Source organism: Sporosarcina sp. FA9 (assembly GCF_051550205.1).
Lineage (GTDB): Bacteria > Bacillota > Bacilli > Bacillales_A > Planococcaceae > Sporosarcina.
Genome location: NZ_CP188819.1, coordinates 3,033,208 through 3,046,487 on the forward strand (window position 1 = coordinate 3,033,208; position 13,280 = coordinate 3,046,487).

Genomic DNA, 13,280 nt, shown 5'->3' on the forward strand with positions numbered 1-13,280 from the left:
ATGGCGGAATCTTTATTCGCATAGATCGCTAAAGCATTATTCATCAACTTTTCGTTTTGTGCTGGCCAACGATAGTTCACAATGCGTCCCTAAGGTTTTTCTGCATATCTGCGATTCGATTTGTTCTTGAGTACGCTTGGATAAGTCCAGCTCCTTTTAGCGTTCTATCAAAATATAATGTATTAAGTTCGGGTGCGTCAAAACCAGTCAACAGCTGATCAACTACAATGACAAGGTCAAGATAATTCTTATCTGTTGACGACTTGTTCAAACGGCTTGTCACATTTTGCGTGTAACCTGCCGCATGTTCCATCCCAAAGCTTGTCCCAAACTCTTTATTGTAGGCCATAATTGCATCATATAACCCTAGATTTGTCGCAAGCATACTATCGTTATTAGATAACTTTGACTGAAGGTTACAGCAACTTTTAATGTTTGTCCGCCGTTTAATTTATTTTCTGCATTCACACGCTGAAATTCATTAAAGTACATCATTGCCATTGGCGTACTAGCTTTTCCACCACCGACGTGCGTCGTAAACAAAGCGTTATATTTGCCTTCATTAGAACGATTGCGCCAATTCTTGAAGATTTCTTCTACCACCAATTTGATGTGGTCTGGATTTTCATCATAGAAACTTGGTTCGACTGCGTCATCCATATCTTCCTGTGAAAGATTGTTAATTTTCTCTTGAATTCGCTCTTCTGCCCACTTCGGATAGCGCTCACGATAGAAGTTTGGCAAATAATCATTTTTCATTTGTTCTTCGTCGATCGTCGTTTCAAAATCGACTTTGAACCCTAGAACATTTCTATCCGCTATCGCTTCTCGAATCGTATAGGTGTGTAAATTTGGACCGAAAATATCCTCAGTACGCAAACCAGTGGTTGTTTCGTCAAACATCGGTTTTCCAGTATATCCTACCCAGGCCGATGTCTTAAAGGCTATTTGAATGCTTGCAATACTTTCTCCACCAGTGGAACGGTGTGCTTCATCAACAATAAAGACAATATTTTTATCTGGGGCCTTATAATTCTTACGTTTAACTAAGGTATCCAGCTTTTGCACAGATGTAACGATAATGCTATTATCCTTATTCTTAAGTTTCCGGCTCAGGTCGTTCGTGTTGTTGTTATTTTGAACACTTCCAAACGCGTCATCACTTGCATCCGGATCATAAGCTTGATAGTTTTTATTTGTTTGTTTTGTAAGCGCAATTCTATCAACTACAAAAACCACTTTATCAATTTTGGGCATACGGCTCGCAAGCCATGCAGTCTTGAAACTTGTAATTGTTTTTCCTGAACCAGTCTTGTGCCAAATATACCCGATTTTATTGGTTCCAAGTTCAAAATCGACTCTCTTCAAATTCTCAATAATATTTTGAGTAGCATACACTTGATAAGGACGCATCACTTTAAGCATTTTCTTATTTTTTGTACCATCTAATATCATATAGTTTGTCGCCATTTGATGCGCCATAGGTATGGATAGCATAGAATCAGCAAACTCTTTCCAGTTACGCACAATTGAATTATCACTTTTACGCTGCCAATTAAATGCGAAGTCTTTATTGAACTTATCAGCTGTCGTATTCGCCATATATTTCACGTTATTCGGTGTGATTGCAACCAAAATTTGCAAAGTCGAGAAAATATCACGATACTGATTTTCATCGGCATATTGCTGCATTTGATTTAAAGCCTCATTAACATCACGCGTATCACATTTTTCTTCTATTTGGATAATAGGTAAACCGTTAAAATGATACATTGCATAAACTACTCAATAAAAAAGGGTAAAGATTCAAGTTGAAATCGACTCTTCACCAGCTAGTCAATACATTAATTCAAATCTCCAACCAAGCCACACACTCCATATGTGTGGACTCCTGACGGTAGACAAATAATGTGAAGTGCTTGTATTCACCTGAAATCTATTATATATAAATATCTAGCCAGTCGGATAAGATTATTATACGTATTCTAAAAGTTCTAAATGAATATTACATTGTTTCACAGGTAATATTTAGGTCCCTCTTTGACTTCCATCTTGAGTCCATGAATAAAGCCATCTTACTGTAATTACTTAATAATCAAAGTACCGAACATTACCTTTTATGTTTGGTTCCGTATTTTCAGCTTATTGACGGACAGGAGCCATTAACACTTTACCCGTTCCGCGATAGACATTAACTAAACCTTCTCCCGAAGCTGCTGAACCCATAAATGTTTTGCCTGATCGTTCTACTGTAAATTTTAAACTACCAGACCAAACAACTGCCATATTACCATCAATTTTCAATTCATCATCTTCTAACTCTATTTCTATGAGTTCCTCTCTTGGCACATCAGATTCAAGTGCGATTACACCGCTTCCTGAGATTCCAAGGTTAAATAATCCCTCTCCACCAAATGCCGCGGAAGACAAGTTAGACCGCATTACAGCTTTATGTTGTAATTCTGATTCACAAGCTAAAAACATACCATCTTCAATGATGATTGAATGATTCCAATCTGCAACATCAATAAGTAAAATATGCTTATATGTTGGTTCTAAGACAAGTTTACCAGTTCCAGTGTATTCAGGCTTTATTGCAGATTCCTTAGTAACTTTTCCTCTAAATGTTTTTCCAATAAAATCGCCTACCCCTTTAATACCTGTTGTTGCTTTCACATCTCCTGCCATCCATTGCATAGCCCCAGCTTGAATCGTGATGTTTGAATGATTAACATCGCAGAATAACTGCCTTCTTCTCACATTCATTTCAGCAGCATAGAAAGCAGTTTGAGCTGTAACATGATCGACACTCAAATCTCTTTGAAATTCTACCACTTTAAATGCACCTAATTGTTCCGTAATTTTCACATTATCATTTTCTTCAAAATTTTTGATTGTAAACATATTTTTCTCCTACTTTCTTTATATTGTATGTGTAGATTATTCAATAAATAAGTGCAAAACATTAGTGATAGCGTACTATGTCAAATACAATTATGACAATTCGAATATAGAAACAATACAAACACAGGACGATAAAACATCAGTTTTATTGACTTTTCAATGTTCTTTATCAATTGTAGTTTATTATCTGAGTAGTGTCTCGCATAGATACCCGAAATTTTTTTTACACAATAATAACATGTTTAGTGTCCATTATAAGAGAGCGTACAAATACACCCTACCAATATCAATCATGTAACGTAAAAATTAGAAAGCTGCTACAACTCTAGTACACATAAAACATTCCCTTCGCTGATATTTTATCTTTCTTTATTATTTTTATAATATAAGCTCCCTTTTCTTCAGGTGCGTCCATACTTTTGATTATCCCACTCCAGTCGGTAGGAACTTCTTTATCCCAACTATCGTAGAGCAACCCCGTGTCACCTTCTAATTTTACAATAGTATATAACCCTAACTGGATTGGTCCTGGTAAATTCTTTGGACTGTTTTGCATAGCATATCGGATGAAGTCAGGAACCGCAAGGAGGAATAGAGAAAAGAGGCCTTGAAAGAAGAAAAGGTTTTGTGGTTTTAAGCTAGAAAAAACCCGGAATTCCTATTGGGGAAAACCGGGATAATATTTAGTTAAATATGGGAATCGGAAATGTTTATTATAATAGAAACAAGAAAAACAGCATGAAAAATCGGTAAAGTATATTATTGTTGAGAAGTGTTTATTTTAGTTAGACATTTCTCTTTCTAGCAACGCCACACACTCCACATGACTCGAGTGCGGGAACATGTCCACAGGTTGGATTTCCTGCGTTCGGTATCCACCATCTTCAAGGATTCTTAGGTCACGTGCAAGCGTTCCGGGATTACAGGATACATAAACCACACGTTTCGGTTTGTATTCCAGAATTGTGTTAAGCAGCTCTTCATCGCATCCTTTGCGTGGCGGATCTACTACAAGTACGTCGAATCTTTTTCCTTCGGCGTACCATTTTGGAATAACAACTTCTGCGGGGCCCGCTTCAAAAAAGGCATTGTCGATTTCATTTAACTGCGCGTTGCGTTTTGCATCTGCAATGGCTTCCGGTACGATTTCGACTCCGTATACTTCCTTCGCCTTTTGAGCCAAGAAAAGCGAGATTGTTCCAATGCCACAATACGCATCAATTACGGATTCATTGCCTGTAAGCTGTGCATATTCTAGAGCTTGTCCGTAAAGCACTTCAGTTTGTTCCGGGTTTATTTGATAAAAGGATCTTGCGGAAATTTCAAAGTCAATGTCACCAATTGAATCGACGATGAACGATTTTCCGTAAAGAGGAACTGTATAATCACCAAAAATAACATTTGTTTTTTCGCTATTGACGTTTTGCATAATCGAAGTAACTTCAGGGACAACACGCTTAATGAGTTCGATAACCGCATCTTGTTGTGTGAATTTCTTTTTGCGGGTTACAAGGATGACCATGATTTCTCCTGTTGTACGTCCTTTTCGAACAATGAGATGACGGAGCATACCAAGGTTTGTCCGCTCATCATAAGCATCTACCCCCATATTGTGTAACTCCATTTTCAGCGCCGTCATCAGTTCGTCAGCCTCGTTGCTTTGAATAAGACAAATATCTGTGTCCACAATATGATGCGTGCGCGTTCTATAAAAGCCAGACACCACTTTACCATCTTGTTCGGCAAATGGTATCTGTGATTTATTTCTGTATCTCCACGGATCCTTCATTCCTTTTACAGGATGAACAGGCACATGAGGCAACTTACCAACCCGGTCGATTACATCACGAACGGTTTTTCTTTTTTGCACCAGTTGACCTTCATAAGACAAATGCTGCATTTGGCATCCACCGCATTCTGAGAACACATGGCAAGGCGGTTCAACTCGGTCAGGGGACTCCTTTGTGACGTTGAGTAGCCGAGCAAATCCGTATTTTTTTAGCGTCTTACCTACTAGTATGTCAACTTCTTCACCAGGAAGCGCACCTGGAATGAACAGCGGATATCCGTCTACTTTCGCAACACCAGAACCGTCATGCGTTAAATCTTCCACAAATACATTCAATCGATCATTTCTTTTTACACTAAAAGACATATATGCTTTCCTCCAAATTTCTAATGTCTCTAGTTTAACACGCTACGCACCAAATGTAGTAGCTTCGGTTTATATCCTACACTTCGAGTGCTATATCCGACACTTCTGAACTTTTATCCGACACTCCTCGCCATATATCCGCGCATACTCCACTTATATCCGACACTTTCACACTTATATCCGCAAAACAGGATCAAAGACCCAACAAAAAACAGACGCCATTTCAACGTCTGCCCTCAAATAATCTATTTTTCATCCTTAATTTGCTTCTGAACCGCGCCGTCCATAGAAACAACAACAAATGCCACAACAAGAGCGCCAATTAATACGACAAACGGTGCGTAAAACATTAAAAAGTGATTCATAGTTTGCATCCCCCTTTACGCATGATAGTCCCCTTTTCCACGTACATAGTCTTTATCGAACAAGAACAAACGCATTAACAAGTACAGTGATGGAATGAGCATACAGAGTCCCAAAACAAATACGACTACAAGTGATATTGCCATCGCGGGATTTGTGAAGCTATCGTAAATCGTTAGATACGGGTAGAGCAAGTATGGATAATGCGACGCCCCGTAGCCAAAGAAGGCAAAGACAAATTGTCCAGCTAACATTATGAAGGCGAGTCCATAATTACGACGCTTCCATAAAAGCCATACGGTTCCAACGAACATCAGAAACGAAATCAAGAACATCGGCCACAAAGTTTGAATATTGCTGTAGTGTTCAGGATTGTGATTTCTGAGTTCCACAATAATTCCGCCTGCTGTAATCATTGTCGGAAGCGACCAAATAAGTGCATACTTCCGAAGGAGATTCGTCGCTTCGGTATCGCGCGCTTTATTGGAATACCAAGTGAGAAACACTGCAGATATATATAGTGTAGCAGTAATGCTGAGTACGACGATGGACCATGTCAAAGGACTGGTGAACAATATCCAATAATCTAAAACGGGATTGCCATCAACGATTGAAACGAAACCGCCCTCCGAAATTGTCAGTACAATGGACAGTGACGCCGGAATTAATAAACCTGCAACACCATACATAAATGAATACCCTTTATGTCCCCGGGCTCCGTATGTTTCAAATGCATAATAAGAACCGCGAATGGCAAGTAAGATAATCCCAAAACTCACGGGAATCAACAGAGTTGTTCCATAATAAAATGCTGTTTTCGGAAAGAACCCAATGATTCCTACAAAGAAAAAGACGAGGAATACGTTGGTCACTTCCCAAACAGGTGATAAATACCGTTGGATAATGTTCGTGAGTATGCGTTGTCGACCCGTTAGAAGGCTATAAGCATTAAAAAAACCAGCTCCAAAGTCGATTGCACCAATGAGTATATAACCAAAAAGGAAAACCCACAAAACCGAAATACCTAATATCTCAAGCGTCATAACACGTCACCGCCTTTTTCCATTTCCCGGTCCTCAATTTCACGTTCAACGGGATTGTTCCGGAACATACGCCTCAGCACAACGACACTTCCGACACCTAGAACGAGATAGAGTAGGGCGAACAGAATCAGCATCTTATCGACATGAGCACTTGTTGTAGCTGCATCTTGTGTGCGCATAATTCCACGAAGAATCCATGGTTGTCGTCCGACTTCGGCCATCCACCAACCAGCTTCAATTGCGAGCATTGACAAAGGTCCACCCAACACAATGAGCCAGCGGAACCATTTCGTCGCAACCATTTTCCATCGTAATTTGGTGCCTAACAAAAACACGCCCGATAAGACAGTCATCCAAATACCGATTGTGACCATAATATCAAATAAGTAGTGAATATAAAGTGGAGGTACTTCATCCTTTGGAAATTGGTCAAGACCAATCACTTCTGCCGTTGGTACGCCGTGCGCTAAAATACTAAGTGCAAATGGAATCTTTATCGCGTATTTTACTTCTCCATCTTTCAGAACACCATACATGATTAGCGGCGCACTTTCTTCTGTTTCAAAATGCCATTCTGCAGCAGCCAATTTTTCCGGTTGGTATTCAGCTAAATATTTACCAGAGAAATCGCCAATGATTGCCGATGCAATTGCAAAAATAAATCCAACTTTCATTGTTAAGAAAAGTGCTTTTTTATGGTATTCATGATTTGAACCTTTCAGTAATCTAAATGCTGCAATTGCTGCAAGAACAAAAGCCGCGGTCATATAAGACGTAGCGACAACATGTGCTACTTTCGTTGGCATCGCTGGGTTAAACATCGCTAAAAGGGGATTGATGTTCACCAGTTCTCCGTTTATAATATCAAATCCTTGGGGTGCGTTCATAAAGGCATTCACAATTGTAATGAATACCGCCGAAAAAGATGCACCAACAGCAACTGGAATTAGTAGCAGAAAGTGTTTCTTCTGACTTTCAAACCGATCCCATGTGTACAAATAAATTCCTAGAAAGATTGCTTCAAAAAAGAACGCGAAGGTTTCCATAAAGAGCGGAAGCGCAATTACATTTCCCGCCAACTCCATAAAGTTTGGCCATAATAAGGACAGCTGTAAGCCAATTGCCGTTCCAGTTACGACACCTACTGCAACAGTAATAATAAATCCTCGTGCCCATCTTCTCGCAAGTAATATATAATGCTCGTCATTTTTCTTTATGCCGACCCACTGAGCCAGCATAATCATGAGTGGTACACCGACGCCAATTGTAGCGTAAATAATATGGAATGATAAAGTTGTTTCAGTCAATATTCGTGAAAAAAAGACTGCTTCTTCATTTCCCAATTCGATTTCCCCCTCTAACTTCCAAAGATTCTTCCAAAAATCGAAACCAACATAATTCCTGCAATAATAAAAGCAAGCCAAACGAGGCGCTTTTCATGTGTTTTATACATTGCAACGCATCCTCCCAAGTTACTTTGTGTTGAAACCAATCTTTATTATCATCTATACCCAATATACTCTATATTTACTGCCAGAATAGACCTTTTTCATGTTTTATTTGTAAAGTATCTTTTATTGAAAACACTTGCGAATAGTTTGAATCCTGTGTAATATGGAATAATAAGTAGTAAGAGGTGAGAGATATGGAAATGAAAAGAAAAGTTCTTGGATACATTACAAAGGGTGAAGAGCCCAACTGGGAACTTCTAGTCTTCAAACACAAAAATATGCCAGACGAAGGATTTCAAGTGCCTGGTGGATCAATTGAGAACGATGAGTTAATTATTGATGCACTTTACAGAGAGATTGAAGAAGAAACCGGAATTCCCCGCAATGAACTTGTACTAAAGGGAAAAGTTAACAAAACAAATTACTATCCCGAAAACAAAGATACGGTGTATGAGCGAACCGTTTTTCATCTAAATTATATTGGTTCTCCTCGAACAGAATGGGAACATCTTGTCATTAGTGATGGTGAGGATAACGGCATGATTTATTGTCATCAGTTTATTCCGGTCGATGATCTTCCGAAGCTTGCTGCAAACCAAGATCAATCCATCCTTCTTTTATAAACTTCTACCTGTACTAAATCTTTATAATAAAAAAGCTGTACGTGGATCGGATTCCGACACACGTACAGCTTTTTTATTCACTCAACTTTTTGTGACCGATATTGACTAAATCTTCTTTTCGTAACTTATCTAATGGGGCATACATTTCGATATGTTGGAAGAGGTTTTGGAATGTTGCTGGTAAAACTCCACCATATTCACCGTCCAAATTCAGAAGCACTTTTTCCGTCGATGTAACGGTGATTTTCTCAGCTTTACTTGAGATCACAAGCGGATCATCTAAATGTTCACCTCTTATAGCAAGTGAAACGATACGTATAAATTCAGCAATATTACACTTTTTCAAAATGATCAAAGTGAATTTCCCATCATTTAAACTTGAATCAGGGGCCAATTTCTCAAAACCACCCACTGAATTTGTGAGTCCTACGAGAAACAACATCGCTTCCTCATCAAACACTTCGCCGTCGTATTCAATTCTTACGTGGGATGAATGAATCGAAGGCAACATTTCAATTCCTTTTAGATAGTAGGCCATTTGCCCGAGCATTGTCTTTAACCTGCTTGGCACATCATACGTTAATTCCGTTAATCGGCCCCCACCTGCAATGTTAATAAAATGCCTATCATTCATTAACCCTACGTCTACGGGGATAGAATCTCCTTGAATAATGATATCGACTGCTTCCTCAACGTCGCGGGGAATACGCAAAGCACGTGCAAAATCATTCGTTGTTCCCATAGGAATCAGACCGATCTTCGGCCGATTATCAAACGGACTCACGCCTGCGATTACCTCGTTTAAAGTACCGTCGCCGCCCGCAGATATGATTAGATCGAAACCACTCTCAACCGCTTTCCCGGCAGCTATTGTGGCATCGCCTTCACATGTTGTTGCATGACAAGATGTTTCATACCCTGCAATTTCGAGTTTTTCAAGTACTTCAGCAATATGCTTTCGAAAAGCTTCTCGACCCGCTGTGGGGTTGTATATAATACGTGCACGTTTCATATTCAGAAGTCCCTTTCTATTTACACATTTTGATGGATGAATAATTTAAAACAGGCTTTCATATAGAAATGGTTTTGCTTACTGTGATTTTTTTTGCAATACAGGAAGGAAACTACTACGTATATCTTCATAAACCATTAACCAATATTCAGGCTTCGTCGTATACTCTGCAGTAATACGTGTTACAAACTCATTCCGTTTCTCTTCAAACTCTGGCTCGTCTTTCGGCGGCAACGACTTAAGAAGTCCCGCAACGTATTCCTGAAGTAGTTCTGCACGCGGACCCCAAGTTGCTTTGACTTCGCCGTTATTTCCAAGAAGTAAATACTTAGGAATAGATCTTCCACCATTTGTTAAATGTTTATCGATTAAATCTGTATCTTCATCACGGTAGGCTACTCGCACATCTAGTTTTGCAGCTTCTGCTATTTTACGAAGTATAGGGTTATTCAGCATCGCATCCCCACACCAGTCTTCCGAAATCACAAGAATTCCAGGTTTCTTTTCTGTTAATAACGTGATAAATTCATCGTCTTTTGGTACTTCAAACAGCTCATAAATTCGCAATGAACTTTCTTTATACGTTTTCATATTATCCATATATTCAGCAAGGGTAATTGCTTCGTCAAAATATTGTTTTTCTGTTTTCATAATGAAATTCACTTCCTTTCATTAATTGTACGATTTTTATGGAATTGAATCAAATACGAGAATCTAAAAAGACGTTAATTGTATGACTATTTATAAGTCATACAACTAACGTCTTTCATAAAAAAACCAAACAGAGTTGCTTATTATTTATCTTTTTTGAATTTCTTCAAGCAATATTTTATTTACAAGTGGTGGATTTGCCTGACCTTTTGAGGCTTTCATTATTTGACCTACAAGGAATCCAAGCGCACGACCTTTTCCATCTTTGTAATCCAAAATAGATTGTTCGTTTGTATCTAATATTTCAGTAACCATTTTACGAAGAGTACCTTCGTCAGAAATTTGGACAAGTCCTTTTTCCTTAACGATGTCGTTTGCGTTTCCGCCTTCTTCGATAAGTTCCTTAAATACTTTTTTAGCAATTTTAGTAGAAATAGTTCCATCGCAAATGAGCTTAATCATTGTTGAAAGCCCTTCAGCTGTAAGAGCTGTTTCGTGAAGTTCCTTTTGTTCTGAATTCAGATACGCGGATACTTCACCCATCAACCAGTTAGATGCGAGTTTTGCATCTGCACCTTCGGATACTGTCGCTTCAAAGAAGTCAGACATTTCTTTTGTTAACGTGAGTACCATTGCATCATATGCGGGAAGTTCTAGGTCATTAATATAGCGTTCCTTCCGTGCATCTGGAAGTTCTGGAATTTCTTTTCGAACACGATCCATCCACTCTTCATCGATATGAATTTCCGATAAATCTGGATCATTAATGAAGCGATAATCATCTGAATTCCCTTTAATACGCATAAGAACGGTTTGACCCGTTGCTTCGTCATAACGGCGTGTTTCTTGAACGATTTCCCCGCCAGCAAGAAGTATACTTTTTTGACGTTCAACTTCGTTTTCGATACCTCTACGAACGAAGTTAAATGAATTCAAGTTTTTCAATTCTGTTTTTGTACCAAACTCGTCTTGACCATATGGGCGAATGGAGATATTCGCATCACAACGTAGTGAGCCTTCTTCCATACGAACATCGGAAACACCTGTGTATTGAATAATTGCTTTTAGTTTTTCTAGAAATGCATAAGCTTCATCCGCTGAGCGAATATCCGCTTCTGTAACGATTTCAATAAGTGGCGTTCCTTGTCGATTTAAATCAACAAGTGAATAACCATTGTCTGAATGCGTCAGTTTCCCTGCATCTTCTTCCAAGTGTACTCGTTCAATACGAATTTTCTTTTTCTTACCGTCTACTTCAATTTCAATCCATCCGTTTGAACCAACTGGACGCTTGTCTTGGGTAATTTGGTAAGCTTTTGGATTATCCGGATAAAAGTAATGCTTACGGTCGAAATGCATTTCAGATGCAACGTCACAGTTCAATGCCATTGATGCCTTCATACCAAAATCGATTGCACGCGTGTTCATTGTCGGCATAACACCGGGATAAGCTAGGTCTGTAATATGAATATTCATATTGGGTTCAGCGCCAAAATGAGCGGGAGCTGGTGAAAATATCTTTGTATCAGTTTTAAGTTCAACGTGGACTTCAAGCCCAACAATTGTTTCAAAGTTCATTATTTTTTCCCCTCCCCTAAGTCCGGAGTGCTTGTATGGAAATCAGTTGCTTGTTCATATGCATGAGCAACTTTATAAAGTGTCGCTTCATCAAAATGCTTACCGATGATTTGTAGACCCAATGGTAATCCTTCAGAAAAACCACACGGTACTGATATTGCAGGTATCCCAGCTAAATTCACAGGGACTGTCAACACATCATTCGCATAAAGCGTTAATGAATCTTCAATCAGTTGGTCAATCTTGTATGGAGGTGTTGCTGTAGTAGGGCCTACAATTACATCATACTTTTCAAATACGTTTGCGAAATCCTGTGCAATTAATGTCCGTACTTTCATTGCTTTCACATATAAATCTTGATGATGATCTGCACTTAATGCATACGTACCATAGAGAATTCTCTTTTTCACTTCGTCGCCAAATCCTTCTTGACGTGAACGTAAGTAAAGTTCTTCAAGATTTTGAACGTTCTCAGCCCGATAGCCATATCGAATACCATCGAAACGAGAAAGATTCGATGAGGCCTCAGAAGAAGAAATGACATAATACGTTGGTGAAGCATATTTCAAGTGTGGAAGAGAAACTTCTTCCCATTTCGCGCCAAGTGATTCAAGCACTTTTAAAGCGTCGGATACTGATTTTTTCACCTCGGCTGAAACACCTTCGCCAAGATATTCTTTTGGTACAGCAATTTTCATCCCTTTTATATCGCCAGTGAGTGCAGCTCTATAATCTGGAACAGCTTTTGATGAACTTGAAGAATCGCGATGGTCTATACCCGCTATTGCACCAAGTAGTAGTGCATTATCTTCAACAGTTTTCGTAATAGGTCCAATTTGATCAAGTGATGATGCAAATGCAACAAGACCAGATCTAGAAATACGACCAGCTGTTGGTTTCATACCAACTACTCCACAAAATGCAGCAGGTTGTCGAACGGAACCACCCGTATCACTACCAAGTGAAAAGAGTACTTCCCCAGCAGCTACTGCGGCTGCGGATCCTCCTGAAGAACCTCCAGGTACATATTCCAAATTCCATGGATTATGCGTTTTTTGGAAAGCAGAGTGTTCCGTTGTAGAACCCATAGCAAATTCATCCATGTTTAGCTTTCCAACAGTTACCATACCCGCTTCGTTGATTTTTTCTACAACAGTAGCATCGTAAATCGGCACAAAGTCCTCTAACATTTTACTAGCACATGTTGTCTTAATTCCTTTAGTTACAATATTGTCTTTCAATCCGATTGGCAGTCCAAAAAGTGGCCCTCTTCCTTCGATTGGCTCTTTGTCCAACTGCTCAGCTCTAGCTAGTGCTTCATCTTTTGTTGTTGTCAAAAAGGCTTGTACATCACCATCTACTTCATTAATCCGAGTAAATGTGCTTTCAGTTAATTCTTTTACAGATACTTCCCGGTTATGTAAGAGTGCTTGAAGTTCTGCTGCTGTTTTATTCAATAATGTCATTGGTTTTCCTCCTTAAATCCGTTCAATCAATTTC

The 13,280-nt window shown here is 39.1% G+C and carries 13 protein-coding genes; 1 reads left to right on the plus strand and 12 read right to left on the minus strand.

What is annotated here, in order from left to right; all coding sequences use genetic code 11:
* Nucleotides 1–76: 76 nt before the first annotated feature.
* The 8 genes from ACP8HH_RS15485 to ACP8HH_RS15520 all read right to left on the minus strand — a co-directional run bounded on the left by ACP8HH_RS15485 (nt 77) and on the right by ACP8HH_RS15520 (nt 7,808).
* On the minus strand, nt 77–349 hold the full coding sequence (locus ACP8HH_RS15485) for a type I restriction enzyme subunit R domain-containing protein (RefSeq protein ID WP_438312832.1): 273 nt from the start codon (nt 347–349) through the stop codon (nt 77–79).
* Between the two features lie 17 nt (nt 350–366).
* The gene (locus ACP8HH_RS15490; RefSeq protein WP_438312834.1) at nt 367–1,773 is read right to left on the minus strand and encodes a DEAD/DEAH box helicase family protein; all 1,407 of its coding nucleotides are present in this window, start codon (nt 1,771–1,773) and stop codon (nt 367–369) included.
* A gap of 369 nt (nt 1,774–2,142) precedes the next feature.
* The gene (locus ACP8HH_RS15495) at nt 2,143–2,904 is read right to left on the minus strand and encodes an AIM24 family protein (protein ID WP_438312836.1); all 762 of its coding nucleotides are present in this window, start codon (nt 2,902–2,904) and stop codon (nt 2,143–2,145) included.
* Nucleotides 2,905–3,229: 325 nt separating this feature from the next.
* Nucleotides 3,230–3,460 (minus strand): hypothetical protein, encoded by a 231-nt coding sequence (locus ACP8HH_RS15500; protein ID WP_438312838.1) that lies wholly within the window; start codon nt 3,458–3,460, stop codon nt 3,230–3,232.
* A gap of 225 nt (nt 3,461–3,685) precedes the next feature.
* A complete protein-coding gene (rlmD, locus tag ACP8HH_RS15505; protein WP_438312839.1) occupies nt 3,686–5,059 on the minus strand; it encodes a 23S rRNA (uracil(1939)-C(5))-methyltransferase RlmD in 1,374 nt (457 codons plus the stop codon).
* A 245-nt stretch (nt 5,060–5,304) separates the two neighbouring features.
* Complete coding sequence (cydS, locus tag ACP8HH_RS15510; protein ID WP_438312841.1) at nt 5,305–5,424, minus strand: cytochrome bd oxidase small subunit CydS; 120 nt, start codon at nt 5,422–5,424, stop codon at nt 5,305–5,307.
* A gap of 15 nt (nt 5,425–5,439) precedes the next feature.
* A complete protein-coding gene (locus ACP8HH_RS15515; RefSeq protein WP_438312843.1) occupies nt 5,440–6,465 on the minus strand; it encodes a cytochrome d ubiquinol oxidase subunit II in 1,026 nt (341 codons plus the stop codon).
* Nucleotides 6,462–7,808 (minus strand): cytochrome ubiquinol oxidase subunit I, encoded by a 1,347-nt coding sequence (locus ACP8HH_RS15520; protein ID WP_438312845.1) that lies wholly within the window; start codon nt 7,806–7,808, stop codon nt 6,462–6,464. Before ACP8HH_RS15520 ends, ACP8HH_RS15515 begins: the two co-directional genes overlap by 4 nt.
* 302 nt (nt 7,809–8,110) lie before the next feature.
* Here ACP8HH_RS15520 and ACP8HH_RS15525 point away from each other — a divergent pair, with 302 nt between their 5' ends.
* The gene (locus tag ACP8HH_RS15525; protein ID WP_438312847.1) at nt 8,111–8,539 is read left to right on the plus strand and encodes an NUDIX hydrolase; all 429 of its coding nucleotides are present in this window, start codon (nt 8,111–8,113) and stop codon (nt 8,537–8,539) included.
* A gap of 73 nt (nt 8,540–8,612) precedes the next feature.
* Here ACP8HH_RS15525 and ACP8HH_RS15530 read toward each other — a convergent pair whose 3' ends face one another.
* From ACP8HH_RS15530 to gatA, 4 genes are all read right to left on the minus strand, one after another.
* Nucleotides 8,613–9,551 carry a diacylglycerol kinase gene (locus tag ACP8HH_RS15530; RefSeq protein ID WP_438312849.1) on the minus strand — a complete coding sequence of 313 codons (939 nt, stop codon included), beginning with the start codon at nt 9,549–9,551 and terminating at the stop codon, nt 8,613–8,615.
* Between the two features lie 78 nt (nt 9,552–9,629).
* Entirely contained in the window at nt 9,630–10,202 is a 573-nt protein-coding gene (locus ACP8HH_RS15535) for a thioredoxin family protein (RefSeq protein WP_438312851.1), read from the minus strand.
* A gap of 147 nt (nt 10,203–10,349) precedes the next feature.
* Nucleotides 10,350–11,780: an Asp-tRNA(Asn)/Glu-tRNA(Gln) amidotransferase subunit GatB gene (gene gatB, locus ACP8HH_RS15540; protein ID WP_438312853.1), complete on the minus strand. Its 1,431-nt coding sequence runs from the start codon at nt 11,778–11,780 to the stop codon at nt 10,350–10,352.
* Nucleotides 11,780–13,246, minus strand: coding sequence for an Asp-tRNA(Asn)/Glu-tRNA(Gln) amidotransferase subunit GatA (gene gatA / locus ACP8HH_RS15545; protein WP_438312855.1), 1,467 nt, complete (start codon nt 13,244–13,246; stop codon nt 11,780–11,782). Before gatA ends, gatB begins: the two co-directional genes overlap by 1 nt.
* Nucleotides 13,247–13,280 lie beyond the last annotated feature (34 nt).

Excerpts from the sequence above, each read along its gene's own strand:
- ACP8HH_RS15485 (WP_438312832.1), bottom strand. The coding sequence starts at position 349 with ATGGCCTACAATAAAGAGTTTGGGACAAGCTTTGGGATGGAACATGCG.
- ACP8HH_RS15490 (WP_438312834.1), bottom strand. The coding sequence starts at position 1,773 with ATGTATCATTTTAACGGTTTACCTATTATCCAAATAGAAGAAAAATGT.
- ACP8HH_RS15495 (WP_438312836.1), bottom strand. The coding sequence starts at position 2,904 with ATGTTTACAATCAAAAATTTTGAAGAAAATGATAATGTGAAAATTACG.
- ACP8HH_RS15500 (WP_438312838.1), bottom strand. The coding sequence starts at position 3,460 with ATGCAAAACAGTCCAAAGAATTTACCAGGACCAATCCAGTTAGGGTTA.
- rlmD (WP_438312839.1), bottom strand. The coding sequence starts at position 5,059 with ATGTCTTTTAGTGTAAAAAGAAATGATCGATTGAATGTATTTGTGGAA.
- cydS (WP_438312841.1), bottom strand. The coding sequence starts at position 5,424 with ATGAATCACTTTTTAATGTTTTACGCACCGTTTGTCGTATTAATTGGC.
- ACP8HH_RS15515 (WP_438312843.1), bottom strand. The coding sequence starts at position 6,465 with ATGACGCTTGAGATATTAGGTATTTCGGTTTTGTGGGTTTTCCTTTTT.
- ACP8HH_RS15525 (WP_438312847.1), top strand. The coding sequence starts at position 8,111 with ATGGAAATGAAAAGAAAAGTTCTTGGATACATTACAAAGGGTGAAGAG.
- ACP8HH_RS15530 (WP_438312849.1), bottom strand. The coding sequence starts at position 9,551 with ATGAAACGTGCACGTATTATATACAACCCCACAGCGGGTCGAGAAGCT.
- ACP8HH_RS15535 (WP_438312851.1), bottom strand. The coding sequence starts at position 10,202 with ATGAAAACAGAAAAACAATATTTTGACGAAGCAATTACCCTTGCTGAA.
- gatB (WP_438312853.1), bottom strand. The coding sequence starts at position 11,780 with ATGAACTTTGAAACAATTGTTGGGCTTGAAGTCCACGTTGAACTTAAA.
- gatA (WP_438312855.1), bottom strand. The coding sequence starts at position 13,246 with ATGACATTATTGAATAAAACAGCAGCAGAACTTCAAGCACTCTTACAT.